This window comes from Bacteroides sp. 3_1_23, from assembly GCF_000162555.1.
In the GTDB taxonomy this organism is placed as follows: domain Bacteria; phylum Bacteroidota; class Bacteroidia; order Bacteroidales; family Bacteroidaceae; genus Bacteroides; species Bacteroides ovatus.
In genome coordinates this window covers 1992193-2016158 of the sequence record NZ_GG774949.1, presented here as the reverse complement: position 1 = coordinate 2016158, position 23966 = coordinate 1992193, and the positions used below count along the sequence as shown (strand labels likewise).

At 43.2% G+C, this 23966-nt stretch carries 24 protein-coding genes and 1 riboswitch; of the genes, 9 read left to right on the top strand and 15 right to left on the bottom strand.

Translation table 11 applies throughout. The features are described from left to right. The first annotated feature begins 18 nt into the window (after positions 1-18). On the top strand, positions 19-780 hold the full coding sequence (locus HMPREF9010_RS16310; RefSeq protein WP_008648163.1) for an exodeoxyribonuclease III: 762 nt from the start codon (positions 19-21) through the stop codon (positions 778-780). Here HMPREF9010_RS16310 and HMPREF9010_RS16315 read toward each other — a convergent pair. Both HMPREF9010_RS16315 and HMPREF9010_RS16320 read right to left on the bottom strand, forming a co-directional pair. Beyond that, complete coding sequence (locus tag HMPREF9010_RS16315; RefSeq protein WP_004317958.1) at positions 775-1182, bottom strand: secondary thiamine-phosphate synthase enzyme YjbQ; 408 nt, start codon at positions 1180-1182, stop codon at positions 775-777. The genes HMPREF9010_RS16310 and HMPREF9010_RS16315 overlap by 6 nt on opposite strands. Positions 1183-1193: 11 nt before the next feature. Beyond that, positions 1194-1460 carry a hypothetical protein gene (locus HMPREF9010_RS16320; RefSeq protein WP_004295600.1) on the bottom strand — a complete coding sequence of 89 codons (267 nt, stop codon included), beginning with the start codon at positions 1458-1460 and terminating at the stop codon, positions 1194-1196. 92 nt (positions 1461-1552) lie between these two features. On the opposite strand from HMPREF9010_RS16320, the gene HMPREF9010_RS16325 reads away from it, so the two are divergent. The 4 genes from HMPREF9010_RS16325 (at position 1553) to HMPREF9010_RS16340 (ending at position 5593) form a co-directional block, all read left to right on the top strand. Next, positions 1553-2011 carry a C-GCAxxG-C-C family protein gene (locus HMPREF9010_RS16325; protein WP_004295601.1) on the top strand — a complete coding sequence of 153 codons (459 nt, stop codon included), beginning with the start codon at positions 1553-1555 and terminating at the stop codon, positions 2009-2011. Between the two features lie 153 nt (positions 2012-2164). Beyond that, positions 2165-2365 carry a winged helix-turn-helix domain-containing protein gene (locus HMPREF9010_RS16330; RefSeq protein WP_004295603.1) on the top strand — a complete coding sequence of 67 codons (201 nt, stop codon included), beginning with the start codon at positions 2165-2167 and terminating at the stop codon, positions 2363-2365. Positions 2366-2493: 128 nt separating this feature from the next. Next, positions 2494-4275, top strand: coding sequence for a translation elongation factor 4 (gene lepA, locus HMPREF9010_RS16335; protein ID WP_008648162.1), 1782 nt, complete (start codon positions 2494-2496; stop codon positions 4273-4275). Between the two features lie 139 nt (positions 4276-4414). After that, complete coding sequence (locus tag HMPREF9010_RS16340) at positions 4415-5593, top strand: hypothetical protein (protein WP_008648161.1); 1179 nt, start codon at positions 4415-4417, stop codon at positions 5591-5593. A gap of 154 nt (positions 5594-5747) precedes the next feature. Here HMPREF9010_RS16340 and HMPREF9010_RS16345 read toward each other — a convergent pair whose 3' ends face one another. The 4 genes from HMPREF9010_RS16345 to HMPREF9010_RS16360 form a co-directional block, all read right to left on the bottom strand. Further along, a complete protein-coding gene (locus tag HMPREF9010_RS16345) occupies positions 5748-6983 on the bottom strand; it encodes a DNA recombination protein RmuC (RefSeq protein WP_004303563.1) in 1236 nt (411 codons plus the stop codon). Further along, on the bottom strand, positions 6983-7837 hold the full coding sequence (gene map / locus HMPREF9010_RS16350; protein ID WP_008648157.1) for a type I methionyl aminopeptidase: 855 nt from the start codon (positions 7835-7837) through the stop codon (positions 6983-6985). The genes HMPREF9010_RS16345 and map overlap by 1 nt, the downstream gene beginning before the upstream one ends. Before the next feature lie 100 nt (positions 7838-7937). Continuing rightward, positions 7938-8561, bottom strand: coding sequence for a DUF4858 domain-containing protein (locus HMPREF9010_RS16355; RefSeq protein WP_008648155.1), 624 nt, complete (start codon positions 8559-8561; stop codon positions 7938-7940). Between the two features lie 111 nt (positions 8562-8672). Then, positions 8673-10313 (bottom strand): B12-binding domain-containing radical SAM protein, encoded by a 1641-nt coding sequence (locus HMPREF9010_RS16360; protein ID WP_008648154.1) that lies wholly within the window; start codon positions 10311-10313, stop codon positions 8673-8675. Positions 10314-10424: 111 nt separating this feature from the next. Between HMPREF9010_RS16360 and HMPREF9010_RS16365 the strand changes: the two genes are divergently transcribed. Next, the gene (locus HMPREF9010_RS16365; RefSeq protein WP_004295611.1) at positions 10425-10838 is read left to right on the top strand and encodes a hypothetical protein; all 414 of its coding nucleotides are present in this window, start codon (positions 10425-10427) and stop codon (positions 10836-10838) included. A gap of 70 nt (positions 10839-10908) precedes the next feature. On the opposite strand, the gene HMPREF9010_RS16370 is transcribed toward HMPREF9010_RS16365, so the two are convergent. Then, on the bottom strand, positions 10909-11829 hold the full coding sequence (locus HMPREF9010_RS16370; RefSeq protein WP_004317963.1) for an RluA family pseudouridine synthase: 921 nt from the start codon (positions 11827-11829) through the stop codon (positions 10909-10911). Between the two features lie 36 nt (positions 11830-11865). Beyond that, complete coding sequence (rlmD, locus tag HMPREF9010_RS16375) at positions 11866-13236, bottom strand: 23S rRNA (uracil(1939)-C(5))-methyltransferase RlmD (RefSeq protein WP_217622112.1); 1371 nt, start codon at positions 13234-13236, stop codon at positions 11866-11868. 247 nt (positions 13237-13483) lie between these two features. Here rlmD and ppdK point away from each other — a divergent pair, with 247 nt between their 5' ends. The 3 genes from ppdK (at position 13484) to HMPREF9010_RS16390 (ending at position 17731) form a co-directional block, all read left to right on the top strand. Continuing rightward, positions 13484-16204 carry a pyruvate, phosphate dikinase gene (ppdK, locus tag HMPREF9010_RS16380; protein ID WP_004317964.1) on the top strand — a complete coding sequence of 907 codons (2721 nt, stop codon included), beginning with the start codon at positions 13484-13486 and terminating at the stop codon, positions 16202-16204. A 243-nt stretch (positions 16205-16447) separates the two neighbouring features. Continuing rightward, positions 16448-16963, top strand: coding sequence for an outer membrane beta-barrel protein (locus tag HMPREF9010_RS16385; protein WP_004295700.1), 516 nt, complete (start codon positions 16448-16450; stop codon positions 16961-16963). 195 nt (positions 16964-17158) lie between these two features. After that, entirely contained in the window at positions 17159-17731 is a 573-nt protein-coding gene (locus HMPREF9010_RS16390; protein WP_008648150.1) for a porin family protein, read from the top strand. Positions 17732-17867: 136 nt separating this feature from the next. Here the strand turns inward: HMPREF9010_RS16390 and HMPREF9010_RS16395 are convergent, their stop codons facing one another. The 7 genes from HMPREF9010_RS16395 to thiS form a co-directional block, all read right to left on the bottom strand. Further along, positions 17868-18476: a thiamine phosphate synthase gene (locus tag HMPREF9010_RS16395; RefSeq protein ID WP_004295702.1), complete on the bottom strand. Its 609-nt coding sequence runs from the start codon at positions 18474-18476 to the stop codon at positions 17868-17870. A gap of 62 nt (positions 18477-18538) precedes the next feature. Continuing rightward, positions 18539-19231, bottom strand: coding sequence for a HesA/MoeB/ThiF family protein (locus HMPREF9010_RS16400; protein WP_008648149.1), 693 nt, complete (start codon positions 19229-19231; stop codon positions 18539-18541). A 4-nt stretch (positions 19232-19235) separates the two neighbouring features. After that, complete coding sequence (gene thiH, locus HMPREF9010_RS16405; protein WP_004295704.1) at positions 19236-20360, bottom strand: 2-iminoacetate synthase ThiH; 1125 nt, start codon at positions 20358-20360, stop codon at positions 19236-19238. Between the two features lie 90 nt (positions 20361-20450). After that, complete coding sequence (gene thiC / locus HMPREF9010_RS16410) at positions 20451-22148, bottom strand: phosphomethylpyrimidine synthase ThiC (RefSeq protein WP_008648148.1); 1698 nt, start codon at positions 22146-22148, stop codon at positions 20451-20453. A 13-nt stretch (positions 22149-22161) separates the two neighbouring features. Next, complete coding sequence (locus HMPREF9010_RS16415; RefSeq protein WP_004295706.1) at positions 22162-22935, bottom strand: thiazole synthase; 774 nt, start codon at positions 22933-22935, stop codon at positions 22162-22164. Positions 22936-22979: 44 nt separating this feature from the next. Continuing rightward, positions 22980-23597 (bottom strand): thiamine phosphate synthase, encoded by a 618-nt coding sequence (locus HMPREF9010_RS16420; protein ID WP_004312310.1) that lies wholly within the window; start codon positions 23595-23597, stop codon positions 22980-22982. 4 nt (positions 23598-23601) lie between these two features. Continuing rightward, positions 23602-23802: a sulfur carrier protein ThiS gene (gene thiS, locus HMPREF9010_RS16425; protein WP_004303537.1), complete on the bottom strand. Its 201-nt coding sequence runs from the start codon at positions 23800-23802 to the stop codon at positions 23602-23604. A gap of 60 nt (positions 23803-23862) precedes the next feature. Then, a riboswitch (TPP riboswitch) is annotated at positions 23863-23956 on the bottom strand. Between the last annotated feature and the right edge of the window lie 10 nt (positions 23957-23966).

The following is a 23966-nucleotide window of genomic DNA, read 5'->3' as shown; positions in this document are numbered from 1 at the left end:
ATCAATACATATAGATCGATGAAGATTATTACTTATAATGTGAACGGACTACGTGCCGCCGTATCTAAAGGTTTGCCGGAATGGCTGGCGCAGGAGAATCCTGATATTCTTTGTCTGCAAGAGACGAAACTGCAACCGGACCAGTATCCGGGAGAGGTGTTTGAAGCGTTGGGTTACAAGTCTTATTTGTATTCGGCGCAGAAGAAAGGATACAGTGGAGTGGCCATACTTACCAAGCAGGAACCGGACCATGTGGAATATGGGATGGGAATGGAGGCTTATGATAATGAAGGACGTTTTATCCGGGCGGATTTCGGAGACTTATCGGTAGTCAGTGTTTATCACCCTTCGGGAACGAGCGGAGACGAACGCCAGGCTTTTAAAATGGTGTGGCTGGAAGATTTTCAAAAGTATGTGATGGAGTTGCAGAAGTCCCGTCCCAATTTGATTCTTTGTGGCGATTATAATATCTGCCATGAGCCGATCGACATTCATGATCCTGTCCGGAATGCAACAAACAGTGGTTTCCTTCCTGAAGAACGGGAGTGGATGACACGTTTCCTGTCTGCGGGGTATGTTGATGCTTTCCGTACGCTTTGTCCCGAAAAACAGGAATATACCTGGTGGAGCTATCGTTTTAATTCGCGTGCCAAAAATAAGGGTTGGAGAATTGACTATTGCATGGTTAGTGAGCCGGTACGCCCGCTGTTGAAACGTGCGTATATCCTGAATGAGGCCGTACATTCCGATCATTGTCCGATGGCGTTGGAAATATTATAGGATAGTAATACTCAATTTACGGGTGTCTCCTCCGTCGCGAAATTCGCAGAGGTAGACACCTTGCCATGTTCCCAGGTTCAGGCGGTGATTCTTGATGGGGATAGTGACCGAGCTTCCTATCAGGGAGGCTTTTATATGGGCGCTCATATCGTCGGGGCCTTCGAGGGTATGGATGAAATAGGGGGCACCGTCGGGAACCAGTTTATTAAAGAATGTCTGGAAGTCATGCCGTACGTCCGGGTCTGCATTTTCGTTGATAGTTAGTCCGGCAGAGGTGTGTTTGATAAAGATTACCAGCAGGCCACTTTCGGGAAGTGCTGGTAGTTGTGAAATGATATCACGCGTGATTAAATGAAATCCACGCGAGTAATGAGGGAGTTGAATATCGAATGTTGTAGCCATTGTTTTATCTCTTAGAATTTGGAGGGTGGATTCAGGTCCACATAGGGGTCGTTGATAGCTGACGCCATCATTGCATTGACGGCAATTCCTGCATCCTCTTTATAATTTCTTCTTTTGTTCCATTCACGTACATCTTTGAGAGTGACATCACGTTTCTTTCTATTTTGGGGAAAACCACTTTTTCTTTTCCTGTCAGCATATTCATCCTTTCTGGCTGCGCTTATCATAGCTTGGATGGCAATGGCTGTCGATTCTTTATATGAAATAGTTTTGTTCATATTTTCTTTTTTTTGATTTTAATCTTTACGCCCTATCTGATGCAAAGATACTTTTTTATATTTTTGTGCGAAATAAAAATGCAAAATAGTTTATGGAAGATAGAATACAGAAAGCAGTGGAGCTTTTTAAGAGCGGATACAACTGTTCACAGTCGGTAGTAGCGGCCTTTGCGGATATGTATGGATTTACACAGGAACAGGCGTTGCGTATGGGTGCTTCTTTTGGCGGGGGGATAGGACGAATGCGTGAAACGTGTGGAGCTGCCTGCGGCATGTTTTTGGTGGCGGGCTTGGAAACCGGCGCTACGGAAGCGACAGACCGGGAAGGAAAAGCTGCCAATTATGCAGTGGTGCAAGAACTGGCGGCTGAATTTAAGAAGCGTAACGGCTCGCTGATTTGTGGCGAATTGTTGGGATTAAAGAAAAAAGATCCCGTTTCAACGATTCCGGAAGAGCGTACTGCTCAATATTATAGCAAGCGTCCCTGTGCAAAAATGGTGGAAGAAGCGGCAAGAATTTGGTCTGAATATCTCGAAAAGCATCCTAAATGAAAGAAAAAATGCTTTTTTATTACAAAAACGATAAAAAAGTGCTCAATAAAGTGTTATATAACATAAAAATAACTATCTTTGTCCCCGAAATAAAATCTGAAAGTCTTTTTGACCGGATGATTTTAAGCATGTCTAACTAAAATTGCAAAGCAAATGTTGAAAGAAAAAGCTGGTGTAATTGCAGGTACTATCTGGAATGCACTGAACGAAACAGAAGGAATGACTGCCAAGCAGCTTAAAAAAGCAACTAAATTGGTTGACAAAGATCTGTTCCTCGGCCTTGGCTGGTTATTGAGAGAAGACAAAGTCTCTGTGGAAGAAGTTGAAGGTGAACTCTTCATCAAATTGATCTAAGCGAGTAACTCACTTAAGCAATAAAAAAATGCGTTGGTACATGATCATAATGTTATCAACGCATTTTTTTTTATTCCGCCATTTACGTATCTTTGCACACCAAAAAGCTAAAATAATAAGAATTCAGAATGAAGAATATTCGCAACTTTTGCATTATTGCTCATATTGACCACGGTAAGTCAACGTTGGCCGACCGTCTGTTGGAGTTTACTAACACCATTCAGGTGACTTCAGGGCAGATGCTTGATAATATGGATCTGGAAAAAGAAAGAGGGATCACTATCAAGAGCCATGCGATCCAGATGGAATATACTTATCAGGGGGAGAAGTATGTCCTTAACCTGATTGATACTCCGGGACACGTGGACTTTTCGTATGAGGTGTCACGTTCTATCGCTGCATGTGAAGGGGCATTGCTGATTGTCGATGCTTCGCAGGGAGTGCAGGCGCAGACGATCTCGAATCTGTATATGGCCATTGAACACGACCTTGAGATTATTCCGGTTATCAATAAATGCGATATGGCGAGCGCCAATCCCGAAGAAGTGGAGGACGAAATCGTTGAACTGTTGGGTTGCAAGCGCAAGGAGGTAATTCGTGCATCCGGTAAAACGGGTATGGGAGTGGAAGAGATACTGGCTGCTGTGATTGAACGTATTCCTCATCCCGAAGGGAATGAAGAGGCGCCGTTGCAGGCTTTGATTTTCGACTCTGTATTCAACTCTTTCCGTGGAATTATAGCTTATTTCAAGATTGAAAACGGCACGATTCGCAAGGGCGACAAGGTGAAGTTCTTCAATACGGGAAAAGAGTATGATGCCGATGAAATAGGGGTGTTGAAAATGGATATGGTGCCTCGTAACGAACTTCGTACGGGGGATGTAGGATATATAATTTCCGGTATCAAAACTTCCAAAGAGGTGAAGGTGGGAGATACCATTACACATATTGCCCGTCCGTGTGACAAGGCTATTGCCGGGTTTGAGGAGGTGAAGCCGATGGTGTTTGCCGGAGTGTACCCGATTGAGGCGGAAGATTTCGAAGATCTTCGCGCGTCTTTGGAAAAGTTGCAGCTGAATGATGCGTCGTTGACTTTCCAGCCGGAGTCTTCATTGGCTTTGGGTTTTGGTTTCCGTTGCGGTTTCCTCGGATTGCTCCACATGGAGATTGTGCAGGAGCGCCTGGATCGTGAGTTTGATATGAATGTGATTACTACGGTACCGAACGTGTCCTACCATATATATGATAAGCAGGGCAATATGAAGGAGGTGCACAACCCCGGTGGTATGCCCGACCCGACGATGATTGACCATATCGAGGAACCGTATATCAAGGCGTCTATTATTACCACTACCGATTATATCGGTTCGATTATGACGCTTTGTCTGGGTAAACGCGGTGAATTGATTAAACAGGAATATATCTCCGGTAACCGGGTGGAAATCTATTACAATATGCCTTTGGGAGAAATTGTGATTGACTTTTATGATAAGTTGAAGAGTATTTCTAAAGGGTATGCGTCGTTTGATTATCATCCGAATGGTTTCCGTACTTCGAAGCTGGTGAAGCTGGATATTTTGTTGAACGGTGAGCCTGTGGATGCACTTTCTACTTTGACACATATTGACAATGCTTACGATATGGGACGCCGGATGTGTGAGAAGCTGAAAGAGCTTATTCCGCGCCAGCAGTTTGATATTGCCATTCAGGCAGCTATCGGGGCTAAGATTATTTCCCGTGAAACGATTAAGGCTGTTCGTAAGGATGTGACAGCGAAGTGTTATGGTGGTGACGTGAGCCGTAAACGTAAACTGCTTGAAAAGCAGAAAAAAGGTAAAAAACGAATGAAACAAATCGGTAACGTGGAAGTGCCGCAAAAAGCCTTCCTCGCCGTACTGAAGCTGGATTAAAAATACTGCCGCAAGCAATTTTTCAGAGATCTGTTCTGAACAAATTGACTTGCGGTTAGTTTTTAATACACCAGGTGATTGCCTTCTGTCTGCAGAGCTTTCCTTGGCAATTACTTTTTAGCAACAAACAACTATAAATATGAGAAAAGTTCTGTCTTTTTCGGGCTTCCTGATGTTGGGGCTCGTGGTTTCGCAATTCCTGCCGATGATGGCAGGAGATGGGTATGGAGCTGTTAAATCCATATCGAATGTACTACTCTATGTATGTCTTAGTTTTATAATGATTAATGTAGGCCGTGAGTTCGTCCTTGATAAAACGCGGTGGAAAAGTTACGCTCAAGATTATTTTATAGCTATGGCTACGGCTGCTTTACCGTGGTTTATGATTGCCATTTATTATGTGTTTATTTTGCTTCCGCCCGAGTTTTGGAATAGTTGGGAAGCGTGGAAGGAGAATTTATTGTTAAGCCGTTTTGCTGCACCTACATCAGCCGGTATTCTGTTTACGATGTTGGCGGCTATCGGACTGAAGTCCAGTTGGATTTATAAGAAAATACAGGTATTGGCAATTTTCGATGACTTGGATACGATTCTTTTGATGATTCCTCTTCAGATTATGATGATCGGACTGCGCTGGCAGTTGATTATTGTAGTGGTAATTGTGTTCTTGTTATTGTCGATCGGCTGGCAAAGATTGAATAAGTATGATTGGCGTCAGGATTGGAAGGCTATCCTCTTTTATTCAGTGATTATATTTCTGGCTACTCAAATACTGTATCTGGGGAGTAAAGAATTGTATGGGGACGAGGGAAGTATTCATATTGAAGTCCTGTTGCCGGCATTTGTTCTGGGTATGATTATGAAACATAAGGAACATGACACACCTGTAGAACGAAAGGTGTCTACCGGGATTTCATTTTTCTTCATGTTTCTGGTGGGAATGAGTATGCCGCATTTTATCGGAGTGAACTTTGCGGAGACTCATGCAGGTTCTTATTCTGTAACGGGATCACAGGAGATGATGTCGTGGGGAATGATTATGTTTCATGTGGTGATTGTCTCTTTATTGTCGAATATAGGAAAACTTTGTCCGATGTTCTTCTATCGTGACCGGAAATTAAGTGAGCGACTGGCTCTTTCCATCGGTATGTTTACCCGTGGTGAGGTAGGAGCCGGAATCATTTTCATTGCATTGGGATATAACTTGGGTGGCCCGGCATTGGTTATTTCAGTGCTTACTCTGGTATTGAATCTGATTCTGACGGGTATCTTCGTTCTTTGGGTGAAGAATTTGGCTTTGCGGAGTTATGCGGATTAACGTGATATGGAAATGTTGTAGAGCATTTTCTATTTAGTGTCGAGGTGTGTCGAAACACTCTCTCTAATTTTTTAGGCGCGGATTATACGAATTGCACGGATAAGTTTATTTTCTTTCCGTGTTTATCGTGTAATCCGTGCCTAAATAATATCAGTTAGTAATCTGTCAAATCGTCCTCTACGTCAATAGGGAGAATCTTTTGGCTTTCTTCGTGTGGCAACTGTTCCACTTGCCGCAGTTTGCGTTCGATGGCACGTGTTCGTTTTCCCATGACTTCTTCGAGTTGGTCACCGGCGCTTTGCAGGTTCTTTTGTACTTTTTCAAGTAATCCTCCGAATTTACTGAATTCTGTTTTGACAGCTCCCAATACGGTCCAGACTTCTCCGGTACGTTTTTGGATAGCAAGCGTGCGGAATCCCATCTGAAGACTGTTGAGGATGGCGCCTAATGTTGTCGGACCTGTAACTACAATCTTATACTCCTTTTGGAGTGTTTCGATGAGACTGGTACGTCGGATTACTTCGGCATATATGCTTTCAAACGGGAGGAACATGATGGCAAAATCTGTGGTAAAAGGCGGGTCTACATATTTATCATGGATGTCTTTTGCCATCTTTTTGATTGTATTTTCCAATTGCTTGCCGGACGATTCCATCAATGCTGCGTCTCCCGCTTCGAATGCATCGTAATATTGTTCGTATACATCTTTCGGAAATTTGGCGTCGATGGGGAGGTAGACGGTGCTGTTGGCGTCATCTTTTCCCGGAAGTTTGATGGCAAATTCTACAAATTCGGTTCCGCTCTTTTTGGTTTTGACATTGGCGTCGTACTGTTCGGGGCTCATCATTTGTTCTAAGAGTGCACCCAGTTGGACTTCGCCGAACGTTCCTCTCATCTTTACGTTGCTCAATACCTTTTTTAGTCCGCCGACATCTTGAGCAAGAGATTTCATTTCTCCCAGTCCTTTTTGCACGTTCTCAAGTTGCGAACGGACGATTTCGAATGATTGACCGATACGTTCATTCAGGGTTTTCTGGAGCTTTTCTTCCACCATCAGGCGCATATCATCCAGTCGTTTCTCGGTGGATTTCAGTAATGCTTCCTGCTGGCGGGCCATCATGTCGAATTTCTGTCGTTGCAGTTCTCCGGTAGTCATCATATTCTTGTGCAGAACATCTTGGAGCTGTTGCATATTCTGGTTCAGCGTTTGCGTCATTTCCATGCGAAGTTCCCGGATGCTGCGGTTCAGTTCTTCCCGGTTTTCCTGCATTTGCTGACGCAAGGCTATTTGTAATTGTTCTGCTTGAGTTTGATTGTTGCCTTTGGTTAGTGATAATACAAGTAGGACTATCATTAACACGGCAATAACAATAAGTAGAATCAGTTCCATTAATATGTCAGAATTTCGTTTCCGGTTTCAGTAATCAGAATCATATTTTCCCATTGGGCGGAAGGCAGTCCGTCGTCGGTACAGACAGTCCATCCGTCGGCATCGTCTATAAACACTTCGTAGGTTCCCATATTGATCATGGGTTCGATGGTGAAGGTCATGCCCGGCACGATCATCATGCCCGTGCCCCGGCGTCCGAAATGTTCTACGTCCGGTTCCTCATGGAATTGCATCCCTACGCCATGTCCGCAGAGATCACGGACTACGCTGAATCCGTTCTTTTCTGCATGTTCCTGGATGGCGGCGCCTACATCACCCAGCTGTTTCCAGGGTTGTGCGGCAGCAATTCCTATTTCCATACATTCTTTGGTTACCTGTACTAACTTTTGCATATCAGGGTTGACGTCTCCAATCATAAACATACGGGATGCATCGGAAAAATATCCTTTGTAAATGGTGGAAACATCTACATTGATAATATCTCCGCTTTTCAGAATCTCATTTTTATTGGGTATTCCGTGGCACACTACATCGTTGATGCTGGTGCAAACACTTTTGGGAAATCCTTCGTAGTTGAGTGGGGCAGGGATGGCACCGTGACTGGTAGTGAAATCATACACTAGCACATCAATTTCTTCGGTGGACATGCCTTCCCGGATATTCTCTGAAATATAGTCCAGCAGTGCAGTATTGATCTTGGCACTTTCCCGGATACCTTCCAGTTGCTCGGGAGTACGGAGTACTTTGCGCGGTGGAAGTTTATAACCTTGCTTTCTGTATTTCTGTATTTTTGCTTCTACTTCTGCCGGATAATTAGAGGGGGTAAACCGGAATCCCTTGATAAAGTTCTTCATTATGATAGCATATTTAATCGTATGACAAAGGTACGAGAATAAATGGAAAATATGCTTTCTTGTTTTCTAAAACTTTTCGATTCCTGATTGTCGGCACGGGTTACCATTCGTATGAAACACTAATTTGAGGTATCCATTCCCATCTTTTGCGGAGGACATTGTATTGGTATTGTACCCCTGTTTTTATTTTCCAGTTTTTATTTATTTTGAGAACAACATTACTACCCAATTGGGTGGGTTCCACTTCGGAAGGGAGGCCCCGGTGTTTTCGGGTATCAAGGTTTTGTACGCCATATATGTTGAGAGACCATTTGGGAGATAAATTATATTCTATTTGGCTTTGGATATGAAAGCAACTGGAATTTTCTGCAAAATTACTTTTACTGTGCAGCACAAGATTCTTGTTTATTCTTAACCAGGAGTAAGTGGGTAAAAAGGTGGAACCCGGTTTTAGGAATGTCTGATAAGTGCGAATGGAAGGTTTCGAAAAAATCATGGAAGATTTTAAAGTCGGTAGTGTGGGATCAAAATCTACGAACGGTTTTCGAGAGTACATGTTTTGCTCTACTTTTTCGATAAATTTTCTATTTATCTTGATCTCCTGACCGGATTCCAGCATTTGCTGAAGTCTCAATGAATCCTGTTTGTTCCATTCTTGTCCTGTTACGGATAAGGGAAACAATAATAGGCAAAAAATATTGAATTGATATTTTCGAATGTCCATACACTGTGCTAGTAGAGTTTATTGTATGGACGGTGGAAAACAGGAAATGCTGCTCTAAACGATTAGCGACTAATAATAATTTCACATAATATGAGAATACTTTTCTTTTATTTATGATAGTTTTTTAGCCTTGAAAACCGGTTGTATCTTCTGAATCTCCGACTCAAAACCAAACCAGTAACCATGTCCTTCTTCATCGGTGGGAAGGAAACATAATCGTAGATTCTCGCGATATGCTCCGTATTCTATTTCCCAGCTTTCAGGTGGTATCTGTCTTTTTGTTCTTACTTTTTCTGCCGGAGCTTTTTTTAATGACATACCCGCTTCTATCCATGCAATGCTGACTTGTGTCAGGTAGTCGGGATAATGATTCTTGCAGAAGTCATAGAGGATTAATCCTCTTTTTTCCAGGCTAAGAGGGGTGTCAATCACATCTGTTTGAACTAAATGATCGAGTAACTCATGTATAAAATGAGGGTTTTCGAGAATGAGTATCCGTGTGATGCTTCGCCAAGTTGGGGTATTGTAGAAACCGTCTAACAGGCGGGACAGATAATGTGCTGTCTGTAGTTCATCTACGGTGATTTCACGAGTTTGAAGAACTTCGTATGGAGGGAGTGGAGAGTACTGTATACCTAATTCGTCCGCTCTTCTTTTCATTTCGGTGCCCGGAAGTAATTTGAGGGATTCCAGTTGGATTTCTCCTGCGTCATACTCTGCTAAAGTACGGACATCATCGAAAATTTCTGATAGATGGTAGAGTGGGAGTCCTGCTATTAAGTCGGCATGAGTTTCCATGTTTTCAAGGGAACATAGATACTTGAGTCCGGCCAGAGCATCGGAGAGTTTTCCTATTCTCCGGCTTTGTTCAAGCACGTTTTCCCGAAGGCTTTGGATTCCGGCTTCCAGGTGTAGCAGTCCTTTAGGAAGGGTGGCTAATTCCCGTTTGAGTTCATCAGAAAGGAGTGCAGGATGAATTTCCAGATGAAAACAGATATCCGGGTATTCGCGGAATAGATTTAGTAATTCTTTTGCCCGTTTGTTGTTGTAATTGAAAGTGCGGTCCAGTACCCGTACATTCTTGATTCCGTGTTGGTGTATCACGTCAAGACGTTTCCGGGTTGCTTCAAGAGATAGGGTGCGAACCGTTTTTTCACCTCCACTGACACAAAAGGCACAGGTGTTAAAACATCCGCGGGTAGTTTCTAATTGCACAAAGGGTTTGCTCCAATTGAAGAAACGGCTCTCTTCAGGAGGAACTAATTCGGAAAAGTTCATGACACGGGCGAGCCCATTGTCATGGTATGCTTCCGATTCATCCAGATAGCAGAGTCCTGTGATCGATTTCCATTCTTTTCTTGGCTGATTCCACACTTTTAACCATAAAGGAAATACTTCTTCGCCTTCTCCGCGAAACACTCCGCTTACAAATTTGTTCTTATATAAGAAAGCTTCATTATCTCCTAAAAACTCGGGACCTCCGAGTATAACACAGCAGTGAGGTAGTAACGCTTTTGCGCGTGAAACGATGTGCAGGAGTTGCTCGTGATTAAATAGCCAGTTGGTAGCTGCAATGATATCCGGTTGATGGCGGTAGATTTGATTGACGACACTACCGGTATTTTCATTGATAGTGGCGGAGACCGTACACCATTCAATGTCTGTATTATTTGCTATCTGGGCATGTAAGGCTGGCAATGCCAGCGAAGAATGAGCGTACGAACTATTTAAATCAAGCCAAAGAAGTTTCATGTGGAAAATTTAATATTATCTTTGCAAAGGTACAAAAAACTTGTGGCTTGTGATGTATAGTAAATATAAAATGCTAATTTTGTATTAATAAACGCAATAAACTAGAGAATTATGAAAATGATAAAGAGATATGCAGGTATCTTGATGATGCTGACTTTATTGGTTGGCTTTACTTCGTGTGAGAGTGAAGAAGAGACAGAATTTAATCTGCCTGGCGAGTGGTATACTAATGAAGAAATTGATTTCGGGGCATATACCTGGGGAAGAGGTACGCTCATGACATTTAATGCGAGAAATCAAGGAACGATTGGTTCTGCTGGTGATCCAAATTATCTGGTTTTTGAGTGGAGATGGATTGATGGAGGATATAATTCAATGGAATTATTTTTCTACGGTGACCGCACTTATGCCTATATTTGGGGTGCAGAAGCTACCGGCAGGACATTTAGTGGAACATGGTATAATAATTGGCAGGATTTTAGAGATAGAATAGATGGACAGCCATTTTATATGAGGCGTCAATAAAATAATAATGAAGATTAAAAATAAAGCCAGAGTCGATTATGATTCTGGCTTTATTTTTGAATATAGGAATTTATTTTTTCAGAAACAACTTCTTAAACTCCGCCGGATAAGGTGTCTCGAACTCCATCAAATCTCCCGTTACCGGATGATAGAAACAAAGTTTGAAAGCATGGAGTGCCAGTCGTCCGATAGGGTTGGGAGCATCTTCTCTTCCATATCTTCCATCACCGATAATAGGATGTCCTAAATCTTGCATGTGTACACGAATCTGATTCTTTCGGCCGGTTTCCAAATCGAGTTCCAACAGAGAATATCCGTTGGCACGTTTGATGGTCTTATAGTGGGTAATAGATTTTGATCCACCGTCATCATATTCACTGGAACTTACATAAAGCGTTTTATCAGTCAGCCAGGAAACGACTGTATCATAATCTTTTTCCATACTTCCCTCCACCACAGCTACATATCGACGGTCAGTCACGATATCGTGCCAGTTATCACGTAGTGTCCGCTGTGTTTTTTCGTCTTTAGCAAACATCATCAGGCCGGAAGTGTCCCTGTCCAGGCGATGAACGATAAACACACGGAATTGACGTCCGGAACGTTGCACGTATTCGTTAAGTATTGTATAGGCTGTGCGCTCTTTCTGTCTTTCTGTATTGACTGATAAAAGTCCCTGCATCTTCTCGACAACAATGATATAGGCATCCTCATATACGATTTTCAGCAGTCTGTTATTAAATTCTTTTTTTCCCTTTTGTTTGCTGATTTGCACTTTCATGCCCGCTTCAAGAGGAAAGTTGAATTGTGTGGTTATCACATTATCAACAAATACAACCCGTTTGCTTAACAACGATTTTAATTTCGTACGACTTGCGTCCGGCATCTTGGTAGCCAGGAACTCCATTAGTTCCATGGGTTCTTTCACTGCATAATTGGTATATTGAGCACGTGCTTTTTCAGCAGGAGTTCTTCTAGGTCTTTTTCCCATTTCTTTTTTCTTTTGAAATTCTATTATCATCACGGATTATCGAAGTTCCAGCAACACCACATTTTCTACGTGGTGGGTGTGAGGGAACATATCTACCGGTTGAATGGCTTTCACCTTGTATTTCTCATCGAGTAATTGCAAATCCCGTGCTTGAGTAGCAGGATTACAACTTACATACACAATCCGTTTCGGTTCGGCAAACAAGATGACATCAACTACATCCTGGTGCATACCGGCACGAGGAGGATCAGTAATGATTACATCCGGGCGTCCATGCTGATTGATGAAATCCTGCGTCAGTATATCCTTCATATCACCGGCATAAAACAATGCATTCTTGATATCATTGATTTCTGCATTTACCTTTGCGTCTTCGATAGCTTCCGGCACATATTCGATACCGATTACCTGGCGAGCCTGGCGTGATACGAAGTTGGCGATTGTTCCCGTTCCTGTATAGAGGTCATATACCAGTTCGTTGCCTGTTAATCCGGCAAATTCACGGGCCACTTTATATAAATTATAAGCCTGTTCCGAGTTGGTCTGATAGAATGATTTCGGTCCTACTTTGAAACGCAGTCCCTCCATTTCTTCAAAGATGTGATCTTTCCCTTTAAATACATGCACATCCAAATCATTGATTGTGTCATTGCACTTATTATTAATAATGTATAGAAGAGAAGTGATTTCTGGGAAAGAGTCCGCTACGAATTGGAGTAACTGCTTGAACAGTTCCATTTCGTGATCTTCCGTAATCTTGCAAATGACGATTACCATCAGTTCGCCAGTTGAAGAGGTGCGTACAATCATATTCCGCAGCATACCTTCCTGTGTGCGCAGATTGATGAAAGAGTAATCGTGTTCGTAAGCGTAGTCACGTACAGCGTTGCGGATACGGTTGGATATATCATCCTGTAACCAGCATTTCTCAATAGCCAGCACCTTGTCAAAGGCTCCCGGAATGTGGAAACCCACCGCATTCATCTGGTCATACTTCACATCCTGACGAACTTCTTCGTTTGTCAACCAGCGTTTATTTGAGAAGGTGAATTCCAGTTTGTTCCTGTAGAATTCCGTCTTGTCAGAACCGAGAATCGGAGAAATTTCGGGAAGTTCGATTTTCCCGATACGTCTCAAATTATCTTCCACTTGCTTTTGCTTATATCTGATCTGCTCCGAATAGGGGAGCACTTGCCACTTGCAGCCACCGCATACGCCATAGTGTTGGCAGAAAGGAACAGCGCGATTGGGCGACAGCTCGTGAAACTTCACCGCTTCAGCTTCGGCATATTTATTCTTTTTACGCTTGATTTGCAGGTCTACGACATCACCCGGCACTACATAGGGAACAAAAATCACCAGGTCGTTTACTTTTGCGATGGCTTTTCCTTCGGCAGCCACATCCATGATTGTTACCTTCTCCAATAAGGGAAGCTCTTTTTTCTTTCTTGCCACTTTTACACCAGTCTAATAATTACTTTGCAAAAGTAGGTATTTTTTTTGGAAAAAATTCGGGTATACAGAAATATTCCGGATTGTAATGTCGAAATTGCATTTTGATAGAAAGTTTTTTCGCAAAAAGTTTTCAAGTTTGCGAAATATCCTTAGATTTGCGAACAGAAAAAAATCATAATGTAACTTTAAACACAATATTATGGATAAAAAAAGAGTTTATACCTTTGGTAATGGTCAGGCAGAAGGAAAGGCTGACATGAAGAATTTGCTCGGTGGTAAGGGAGCCAACCTTGCAGAAATGAATTTAATCGGAATTCCTGTCCCTCCCGGATTCACAATAACTACAGATGTTTGTACGGAATACAATACGTTAGGACGTGATAAAGTGGTTGAGCTACTGAAAGATGAAGTGGTAAAAGCGATCACTCACGTGGAAACGTTGATGAAATCTAAATTCGGTGACGTTGAAAATCCTTTGTTGGTGTCTGTACGTTCCGGTGCGCGCGCATCTATGCCGGGTATGATGGATACGATTCTGAACTTGGGATTGAATGACGAAGTGGTAGAAGGTATTATCCGTAAGACAGGTAATGCACGCTTTGCATGGGACTCTTATCGTCGTTTTGTGCAGATGTACGGTGACGTAGTATTGGGCATGAAGCCTACCAATAAAGATGATATCGACCCGTTCGAAGCAATCATTGAAGAGGTGAAGAAAGCGAAAGGGGTAGAACTGGATAACGAGTTGAAAGTGGAAGACTTGCAGGAACTCGTAAAGAAATTTAAGGCTGCCGTAAAGGAACAGACCGGAAAAGATTTCCCGACTGGTGCATACGAACAACTTTGGGGAGCTATATGTGCCGTATTTGATTCATGGATGAATGAACGCGCTATCCTTTACCGTAAGATGGAAAGTATACCTGATGAATGGGGTACAGCTGTCAATGTACAGGCTATGGTGTTCGGTAATATGGGTGAAACTTCGGCTACTGGTGTTTGTTTCTCACGTGATGCCGGTACGGGTGAAGACCTTTTCAATGGTGAATATCTGATTAACGCACAAGGTGAAGACGTAGTGGCCGGTATCCGTACTCCGCAACAGATCACCAAGATTGGTTCTCAACGTTGGGCTGTATTGGCTGGTGTGACCGAAGATGTTCGCGCAGCGAAGTTCCCTTCCATGGAAGAGGCAATGCCGGAAATCTATAAAGAATTAGATGCTCTCCAGACTAAACTGGAAAATCATTATAAAGATATGCAGGACATGGAGTTCACCGTACAAGAAGGTAAACTCTGGTTCCTTCAGACACGTAACGGTAAGCGTACAGGTGCTGCTATGGTGAAGATCGCTATGGATTTGCTCCGTCAGGGCATGATTGACGAAAAGACTGCTTTGATGCGCGTGGAACCGAATAAACTCGATGAATTGCTTCACCCTGTATTCGATAAGGATGCTTTGAAGAAAGCCAAAGTGTTGACTCGTGGTCTTCCGGCTTCTCCGGGTGCTGCAACCGGTCAGGTGGTGTTCTTTGCTGACGACGCTGCTGAATGGCATGCTGCCGGTAAACGTGTGGTAATGGTTCGTATCGAAACTTCTCCGGAAGACTTGGCCGGTATGGCAGTTGCCGAAGGTATTCTTACGGCTCGTGGCGGTATGACTTCTCATGCTGCTGTTGTGGCTCGTGGTATGGGTAAATGTTGTGTATCAGGTGCAGGTGCATTGAATATCGATTATAAAAACCGTACCGTAGAAATTGACGGTGTTGTGTTGAAAGAAGGCGATTATATCTCTCTGAACGGAAGTACAGGTGTAGTTTATAATGGTAAGGTAGAAACACAGGCTGCAGAACTTTCCGGTGACTTTGCCGAATTAATGACGCTGGCTGATAAGTATACTCGTCTGCAGGTACGTACGAATGCAGATACTCCTCATGATGCGGAAGTGGCTCGTAACTTCGGTGCAGTAGGTATTGGGCTTTGCCGTACGGAACACATGTTCTTCGAAGGTGAAAAGATCAAGGCAATGCGTGAAATGATTTTGGCGGAAAATGCGGAAGGACGTCGTAAAGCATTGGCTAAGATTCTTCCATATCAACAAGAAGACTTTAAGGGTATCTTTAAAGCAATGGCTGGTTGTCCGGTAACGGTTCGTTTGCTCGATCCTCCTTTGCATGAGTTCGTTCCTCACGATTTGAAGGGACAGCAGGAAATGGCAGATACTATGGGTGTGAGCCTGCAATATATCCAGCAACGTGTAGAATCATTGTGTGAGCATAACCCGATGTTGGGTCACCGTGGTTGCCGTCTGGGAAATACTTATCCTGAAATTACGCAGATGCAGACACGTGCCATCTTGGGTGCTGCACTCGAATTGAAGAAAGAAGGAGTGGAAACTCATCCGGAAATCATGGTTCCATTAACTGGTATCTTGTATGAATTCAAGGAGCAGGAAAATGTAATCCGTGCGGAAGCTAAGAAGTTGTTTGAGGAAGTAGGAGATAGCATTGACTTCAAAGTGGGTACAATGATCGAAATTCCGCGTGCCGCTTTGACTGCCGACCGTATCGCTTCTTCTGCCGAGTTCTTCTCATTCGGTACAAATGACTTAACGCAGATGACCTTCGGTTATTCTCGTGATGATATAGCTTCTTTCCTTCCTGTTTATCTGGAAAAGAAGATTTTGAAAGTAGACCCGTTCCAGGTTCTCGATCAGAATGGTGTGGGACAGTTGGTACGTATGGCTACAGAAAAGGGCCGTGCTATCCGTCCGGATCTGAAATGTGGTATTTGTGGTGAACATGGTGGTGAGCCTTCTTCAGTGAAATTCTGTCACCGGGTAGGTTTGAACTACGTTAGTTGTTCTCCATTCAGAGTGCCGATTGCCAGATTGGCGGCGGCGCAAGCAGCAATAGAAGGATAGTCAAATACGCTGGTTAGGTACTTAACTATCTGATAAATAGACTGTAAATACTTGTGAAAGTATTTGCAGTCTATTTTATTTTATGCCTGTTGGGTACTGATGTCCGTTTACCACCCAATATTTATTTGGTATTTATTATAAAAAACTAACTAAATGTTTGTTTAATCATAAAAACAGCTTTACATTTGCACCCCAGAAATCGACCGAATTGGGGTCTAACGTTTAATTTAAAAAACAAAGAAAATGAAAAAGGGTTTATTATTGGTAGTTGTAATGTTAGCAACTATCGCTGTAAAAGCACAAGACATTTACGTAGGCGGATCTTTGAACGTTTGGCGTAACAGCACAGGCAACACTACTTCTTTTAAAGTTGCTCCGGAAGTTGGATACAACTTTAATGAAACATGGGCATTGGGTGCTGAATTGGATTATTCACATAATTATAATGGTGGACTAACAAAAAATTCAGTAATTGTTGCTCCATACATTCGTTGGTCTTACTGTGAAACCGGTGCGGTTCGCCTGTTTCTGGACGGAACTGCTGCTCTCGGCTTCGTGAAGGTTAAAGACGGAGACACTACTAAAGCCGGACAAGTGGGACTTAGACCGGGTATTGCTGTTAAATTGAACGATCACTTCTCTTTCATTGCCAAGTATGGTTTCCTGGGATATCGTAGAAATATAAATACGCTTGGAGATTCTTTTGGTCTTGAACTTACTAGTGAAGATCTTTCAATTGGTTTCCATTACGCATTCTAATAAGAAGAAAACAAATCAACAAATTAGGAAAGGGAGTTCTCAAAAATAGGGAATTCCCTTTTTTTATGTATAATCTCTATAAATTGCGCACTTGTTAACGAAAAAGTTGTTTAATACAAATTACAATTATACATTTGTATTGTTAAACAATGAGGTCAATAGAAACCTTTAGTATTAATTTAAAACTTTAAAATTATGAAGAAGAGTGTTTTGTTTGTTTTATTTGCACTGATTTCAGTGGCAGGTTTCTCTCAAATTACAGGTTGGAATGCCAAAGTAGGTATGAACTTTAGTAATTACACCGGTGATCTTGATCTGAATGCAAAGGTTGGATTCAAACTTGGTGGAGGTTTTGAATATGCTTTTACTGATACATGGTCACTGCAACCTTCATTATTATTAACTAGTAAAGGTGCAAAGAAAGATGGCAATAGCATTAATGCAATGTATTTGGAATTGCCAGTAATGGCTGCTGCACGTTTCAATGTAGCAGATAATACTAATCTGGTGGTGAATGCAGGTCCTTATTTTGCTTGTGGCATTGCCGGTAAAACAAAGTTTGACTTAGGTAATGACACAGAACGTAAAGTCGACACTTTTGGTGATGATGCTTTGAAGCGTTTTGATGCAGGTCTTGGTGTAGGAGTTGCATTGGAATTTGGTAGAATCATTGCAGGCTTGGATGGTCAATTTGGTCTGGTTGATGTGGAAAAAGTTGGTAATCCTAAAAACATGAACTTCTCTATTATCGTGGGATATAAGTTCTGATAAGAAAACACCGAAAATACAGAAAGCCGTTGCAGAAGACAATTCGCAGCGGCTTTTTTATTTTATGATTGAGAAAGTCATTTCCTTTATTGGATATACAATAGGAATGTACAGTCAGTTTACTATCGGCTTTTTATTAATCTGATAGCTTTTTCAACTTTTTAAAGTGCTCGATTACGGCTAAATAGTTCTGATCCTGACAGGCGTCGAATTTGTTCCAAAGATCTCCTAATACGACAGCTCCTCCGAAACCGAAATCTTTAATCTCCAGCAAATTATCTTCATTGATACCTCCCAATGCCATCACTTTCGAATCGATAATTTTGGCTCTTTGTGCTTCACGCAATTCTTCGGCAGTATATGTTGAATAGTAATTCACTTTAGAGATACTATCATAAATAGGACTCATAAAAACATAGTCGTAAAAATGCTTTCTGTTTTTTACCTCCTCCACTGAATGGCACGAACAGCTGATGTGACCATAATAATCATGCGGCTCTTTGGGATTACGTGCATTCAGGTGGATACCCATCAGATTAAATTCTTCTTTCAAATAGAAATGTTCATGCGTGACGATACGGCGGTGATATTTATCCGGAATAAGTGTCAATAGCCGTTCCGAATACATAGCCGGAGTTTCCGGCTTCCTAAGATGTAGGACATCCAGCCCCTCTTCGAAAAGAGCGGTAATAATCTTATCTTCTTCGACGAAGAAGGTAGGGGTGGTAACTACAATTAGTTTCATTTCTTTTGTTAAAATTGGATTGCTTAGCAAAGTTACTAATTAACTATGTCAGAAACCAACCTTTATAGTGAAAATTTGTTAGATTGCCATGTCCGCAGGTCGATTGTCCATAGTTCACCGGCTAAAACATTACCAAAATCACAGATTATTTTCAGCACTTCCGTAGCTTCAACGCTTCCTACAATAGCAGGAGTAACTCCCATCACACCTTTGGGCGGAGGAGGCATTCGTTGCATTTCTTCTTCGTCGGGATAAAGATCCCGGTAGTTCTTTTTCTGATTTCCATAGTTGAATACAGAAACCTGTCCTTCAAAGCCGCAGATAGCACCATATACGTATGGCTTTTTCTGTTCAATGCAGATATCGTTAATCAGGTAGCGGGTGGCAAAGTTATCACAGCCGTCGACTACTATATCATATTCCTGAATGATATGATAAGCATTTTCTTTCGTTAACCGGGTAGAGTAGGGATGTATTCTGATCTCGCTGTTGAGAGCGGAGAGCCGTTCCGCTGCACAGATAGCTTTCGGTTTGCCCAATTCTTTTTCGGAATAGAGAACTTGTCGTTGCAGGTTAGTGATGCTTACCAAATCGTCATCTACCAGTCCGAGACATCCCACACCGGCGCCTGCTAGGTAGAGAGCGATGGGAGAGCCTAGCCCTCCCACACCTACAATAAGCACTTTGGCTTCCTGCAGTTTCTTCTGACCTTCTTCTCCGATTTCGGGAAGTATGATTTGTCTATCGTATCGCATCTGCCTATCTTTTAAAATCAAAAGACTGATCCCAATCTTTCCAAACTGGTTCGCGACCTAGTTTCTTCAAGTCACGTTCCACTTCAACCGCCTTTCGCTCATCACTTACGTGAAATTGTTCCAGGGTTTGAGGATAACTGTAATATCCTCCCGGTTCAGTTTTACTCTCCGCACTCATGGTTGTAACACCGAGCGTTGCCATGTGATTTCGGATTTCTGCACTTTCACGGGTGGAATAGGAGATGTCTACGTCGTGGTCGAAGATTCGCATCGCGAATGTAAGTTGAGCCAGTTCCCGGTCGTTCATGACTACATTCGGTTGGAAGCCGCCATTTTCAGACGGGCGCATACGTGGGAAATTTACGCTGTATTTCGTTTTCCAGTAATGCTTTTGCAAATAACGTAGATGATAAGCCATCATCGTAACGTCAGTTCGCCATTCCTCCAAGCCGATCAGGACACCCATGCCAATCTTATGTACACCTGCCTGTCCCATACGGTCGAAGCCGTCTACACGCCATTCGAATTTAGACTTCATGCCTCTCGGATGATATGTCTTGTAATTTGCTTTATGGTAAGTCTCTTGAAAACAGATCACTCCATTCAGACCATGATTAGTCAGTTCCTGATATTCTTCTGCTTTAAGGGGCATTACTTCAATTTGCAGGTTGCTGAAATAAGGTTTTGCCAAATCCAGCGCCCGGGCAATGTAGGGAACACCTGCTGCGGCAGGGTTTTCACCGGTTACGAGCAGTAGATTTTCAAAAGGAGCCAGTCGTTTGATGGCTTTGTATTCGTTGACAATCTCTTCCTCTGTCAGTATCGTTCTCTTCATCGGATTGCTGATGTGGAAACCGCAATAGACGCAGGAGTTGGTACATGAATTAGTCAGGTAGAGCGGTACGAACATGGAGATAGTCTTACCGAACCGTTCCATCGTATATTTCTGACTAAGGCGTGCCATCACTTCCAGATAAGGAGTGGCGGCAGGTGAAATCAGCGCCATAAAGTCGTTGACATCCAGATGCTCTTTTTTACCCAATGCACGGCGTACGTCGGCATCTGTTTTGGAATAGATGGCTTTTGTCGTCTCTTCCCAGGATATTTTTTCTAATTCGTCGGAGAACATTCTTATTAAATTGAGAATTAAAAATTGAAAATTGAAATGAGGGGAGGGCAGGTTCGGTCAGTGGGCTGACTTTCTGTTTCTCCCCACTCATTATTTGTTGGTTTTAGCGCTTTTCTTTAAATCGCGTGACAATCTCATTGCACAGAAATTAGGTCCGCACATCGTACAATATTCTCCATCGATATGATGTCCTGCACGGAAATAGGTCTGCGCCCGCTCCGGGTCGAGAGACAGGTCGAACTGATCTTTCCAGCGGAACTCATAGCGAGCTTTACTCAATGCGTTGTCTCGTACCTGTGCACCCGGGTGTCCTTTTGCCAGGTCAGCGGCATGAGCGGCTATCTTGTAGGTAATGACTCCTACGCGTACATCCTCTTTGTCGGGTAAGGCAAGGTGTTCTTTCGGAGTGACATAACAAAGCATAGCCGTACCCAGCCATCCGATTTGTGCGGCACCGATAGCAGAAGTGATATGGTCGTATCCGGGAGCAATATCCGTCACCAACGGGCCGAGTGTATAGAATGGGGCGTCATGGCATTTTTCAATCTGACGTTCCATGTTCTCTTTGATTTTATGCATCGGAACGTGTCCGGGGCCTTCAATAAATGCCTGAACATTCTTATCCCAGGCACGAAGCACTAATTCTCCCATGGTATCCAGTTCGGCAAACTGCGCTTCATCGTTCGCATCGTAGATAGAACCCGGACGAAGTCCGTCGCCTAAAGAAACGGCTACATCATATTGTGCCAGAATATCACAAATATCATCAAAGTGATCGTATAAGAAACTTTCCTGATCGTGTACGAGACACCATTTACTCATTATGCTTCCTCCACGGCTGACAATACCGCACAACCGCTTATCGGCAAGATGAACATTATGGCGGCGGATCCCTGCATGAATGGTGAAGTAATCTACACCTTGTTCGCATTGTTCAATCAATGTATCCCGGTAGATTTCCCAGGTGAGGTCTTCCACTATGCCGTTCACCTTTTCAAGTGCCTGATAAATAGGAACCGTGCCGACGGGTACGGGACAATTACGGATAATCCATTCGCGTGTTTCATGGATATTTTCTCCTGTGGAAAGATCCATCAAGGTATCGCCACCCCATTTGCAGCTCCACAATGCTTTCTCCACTTCTTCATCTATGCTTGAGGTAGTAGCCGAATTTCCGATATTCGTATTGATTTTCACAAGGAAGTTGCGTCCGATAATCATCGGTTCAGCTTCCGGGTGGTTGATATTGGCCGGTAATACGGCACGTCCCTCTGCAATCTCCTGACGGACAAATTCTGGAGTAATGTGGGTCTTGATTCCCAATTCTTCGCAATTCATGTTCTCGCGGATTGCTACATATTCCATTTCAGGGGTGATAATCCCTCTTTTGGCGTATGCCATTTGAGTGATTGCTTCTCCTTTTTTAGCGCGATAGGGCAGAGCGATGTGCTCGAAACGTAAGTGATCGAGACTTTTATCATCCCTTCTCATTTGTCCGTATTCTGAAGTAATTTCAGGAAGTTGTTCCACATCACCACGGCCTACAATCCATTCTTCACGCATACGCGGCAGTCCTTTTTTAAGATCAATGCTCATATTCGCATCGCTGAACGGTCCGCTGGTATCATATACATATATCTCCGGGTTCGGTGTTGCTATCTTTTCTTCGCCTTCAAAGCTGACACTGGGCACTTGTTCCACTTTCCGCATCGCTACACGGATATTCGGATAAAGTTTACCGGGTAAATAGACTTTCTGCGAGCGGGGGAATTTTATTTTTTGTTCCATAGTTTATTCGTTTTTAATCAAGAAAAGCCGTTAGAGGTGAACTTGCTTCTGCCACGAAGTCGACGGCTTGTAATCCTAATCCTGCTTCGTAAGCCTGTCTTCCGGCTTCTGTAGCCGCTTTGAATGCTTTTGCCATTTCTACCGGATTTCCGGCAACGGCTATTGCGGTATTAACTAATACAGCGGAAGCTCCCAGTTCCATTGCTTCGGCAGCATGACTGGGTGCACCGATACCCGCATCTACGACTACCGGGATACCTGCCTGTTCGATAATGATTTGCAGGAATTCTTTGGTCTGCAATCCTTTATTGGTACCGATTGGTGCACCGAGCGGCATAACGGTAGCTGCGCCCGCTTCTTCCAGACGTTTGCAGAGTACAGGGTCAGCCTGACAATAAGGCAACACGATAAAACCCAGTTTTACCAGTTCTTCCGTAGCTTTCAGTGTCTCGATAGAGTCAGGGAGCAGATAGCGTGGGTCCGGGTGAATTTCCAGTTTCAGCCAGTTTGTTCCAAAGGCTTCACGAGCCAACTGTGCTGCAAAAACAGCCTCTTCTGCATTACGTACACCGGAAGTATTGGGCAATAGCTGAATATTCGGATGAATAATATGTTTCAGCATGTCATCCTCTTTGTTGTCCATGTCGATTCGTTTCATGGCAACAGTAACCATTTCCGTGCCTGAAGCCAGAATAGCTTGTTCCATTACTTCATTGGAATTGAATTTTCCTGTTCCCAGGAAAAGACGGGAGTTAAATTCGCGTCCCGCAATTACTAACTTTTCCATTCTATATATATTATAAATTAAATTACTGATTGTACATCATTGCTTTACGCATGATTCAGGATTCTACGTGTTTCTTCTATCGGATTATCCGCTCCGAGAATGGTTCCCGACAGGGCTATCCCGTTTACTCCTGTGTGAAGTATGGCAGGAATATCCTCATAAGTGATTCCTCCAATCGCTACTACGGGGATTTCGATATTCGCCTCTTTCATCTGTGAAAGGATGGAGGAATAGCCTTCCAATCCCAGTACAGGGCTTAAATTCTTTTTGGTGGTAGTAAACCGGAAAGGACCGATGCCAAGATAATCGGCACCGGCACGATAGTGCTGTACAACATCTTCGAATGTATTTGCAGTGCCGCCGATAATGAAAGCCTCTCCAAGAATTTGGCGGGCCTGGTCGATAGGCATATCCTTTTTGCCCAGATGAACACCGTCCACTTCCAGCTTTCGCGCCAGTTCAACGTGATCGTCCAGAACCAGGATTGCTTCGTGCTCTTTACAAAGCGGTTTCAGTTGCAGGGCTACTGCCTCCACTTCTTCGAGAGGAGCCTCTTTCATGCGTAGTTGGATCCATTTGCACCCGCCTTCGAGTGCCATACGTGCCGATTCGAGGTACGAGTACCGTTCGGTCTGATGCGTGATAAATTGTAGACTGACCATTCCCTTATCCTCCGCAAGCAGCTTTGATAATCACCAGGTTATCGTTCTCATGCAATATGAAACCCTCCCATTCGGTACGGGGAATCATTTTGTTGTTTACGGCGATAGCAATGCCTTGAACCGGAAGTTCGAGCTGTGCTGTCAGTTGTGTAAGGGTAGAGTCGGGAGTAATTTCCACCTCTTTGTTGTTCACTTGTACTTTCATTGTCCTATCAGAATAAATAAGTTGAAAGTAAATACAAAGAGCGTGCTTGAATGGAAAGGCGATAAGAAGAAACACAATCCCTACGTCAGTACTAACTGCCTCAGGTTCCTAGGGTATAATCTCAGCCCCTCATGGGGCACCCCTTTGTCTTTACGGGGACAAAG

Excerpts from the sequence above, each read along its gene's own strand:
- HMPREF9010_RS16310 (WP_008648163.1), top strand. The coding sequence starts at position 19 with ATGAAGATTATTACTTATAATGTGAACGGACTACGTGCCGCCGTATCT.
- HMPREF9010_RS16315 (WP_004317958.1), bottom strand. The coding sequence starts at position 1,182 with ATGGCTACAACATTCGATATTCAACTCCCTCATTACTCGCGTGGATTT.
- HMPREF9010_RS16320 (WP_004295600.1), bottom strand. The coding sequence starts at position 1,460 with ATGAACAAAACTATTTCATATAAAGAATCGACAGCCATTGCCATCCAA.
- HMPREF9010_RS16325 (WP_004295601.1), top strand. The coding sequence starts at position 1,553 with ATGGAAGATAGAATACAGAAAGCAGTGGAGCTTTTTAAGAGCGGATAC.
- HMPREF9010_RS16330 (WP_004295603.1), top strand. The coding sequence starts at position 2,165 with ATGTTGAAAGAAAAAGCTGGTGTAATTGCAGGTACTATCTGGAATGCA.
- lepA (WP_008648162.1), top strand. The coding sequence starts at position 2,494 with ATGAAGAATATTCGCAACTTTTGCATTATTGCTCATATTGACCACGGT.
- HMPREF9010_RS16340 (WP_008648161.1), top strand. The coding sequence starts at position 4,415 with ATGAGAAAAGTTCTGTCTTTTTCGGGCTTCCTGATGTTGGGGCTCGTG.
- HMPREF9010_RS16345 (WP_004303563.1), bottom strand. The coding sequence starts at position 6,983 with ATGGAACTGATTCTACTTATTGTTATTGCCGTGTTAATGATAGTCCTA.
- map (WP_008648157.1), bottom strand. The coding sequence starts at position 7,837 with ATGAAGAACTTTATCAAGGGATTCCGGTTTACCCCCTCTAATTATCCG.
- HMPREF9010_RS16355 (WP_008648155.1), bottom strand. The coding sequence starts at position 8,561 with ATGGACATTCGAAAATATCAATTCAATATTTTTTGCCTATTATTGTTT.
- HMPREF9010_RS16360 (WP_008648154.1), bottom strand. The coding sequence starts at position 10,313 with ATGAAACTTCTTTGGCTTGATTTAAATAGTTCGTACGCTCATTCTTCG.
- HMPREF9010_RS16365 (WP_004295611.1), top strand. The coding sequence starts at position 10,425 with ATGAAAATGATAAAGAGATATGCAGGTATCTTGATGATGCTGACTTTA.
- HMPREF9010_RS16370 (WP_004317963.1), bottom strand. The coding sequence starts at position 11,829 with ATGGGAAAAAGACCTAGAAGAACTCCTGCTGAAAAAGCACGTGCTCAA.
- rlmD (WP_217622112.1), bottom strand. The coding sequence starts at position 13,236 with ATGGATGTGGCTGCCGAAGGAAAAGCCATCGCAAAAGTAAACGACCTG.
- ppdK (WP_004317964.1), top strand. The coding sequence starts at position 13,484 with ATGGATAAAAAAAGAGTTTATACCTTTGGTAATGGTCAGGCAGAAGGA.
- HMPREF9010_RS16385 (WP_004295700.1), top strand. The coding sequence starts at position 16,448 with ATGAAAAAGGGTTTATTATTGGTAGTTGTAATGTTAGCAACTATCGCT.
- HMPREF9010_RS16390 (WP_008648150.1), top strand. The coding sequence starts at position 17,159 with ATGAAGAAGAGTGTTTTGTTTGTTTTATTTGCACTGATTTCAGTGGCA.
- HMPREF9010_RS16395 (WP_004295702.1), bottom strand. The coding sequence starts at position 18,476 with ATGAAACTAATTGTAGTTACCACCCCTACCTTCTTCGTCGAAGAAGAT.
- HMPREF9010_RS16400 (WP_008648149.1), bottom strand. The coding sequence starts at position 19,231 with ATGCGATACGATAGACAAATCATACTTCCCGAAATCGGAGAAGAAGGT.
- thiH (WP_004295704.1), bottom strand. The coding sequence starts at position 20,360 with ATGTTCTCCGACGAATTAGAAAAAATATCCTGGGAAGAGACGACAAAA.
- thiC (WP_008648148.1), bottom strand. The coding sequence starts at position 22,148 with ATGGAACAAAAAATAAAATTCCCCCGCTCGCAGAAAGTCTATTTACCC.
- HMPREF9010_RS16415 (WP_004295706.1), bottom strand. The coding sequence starts at position 22,935 with ATGGAAAAGTTAGTAATTGCGGGACGCGAATTTAACTCCCGTCTTTTC.
- HMPREF9010_RS16420 (WP_004312310.1), bottom strand. The coding sequence starts at position 23,597 with ATGGTCAGTCTACAATTTATCACGCATCAGACCGAACGGTACTCGTAC.
- thiS (WP_004303537.1), bottom strand. The coding sequence starts at position 23,802 with ATGAAAGTACAAGTGAACAACAAAGAGGTGGAAATTACTCCCGACTCT.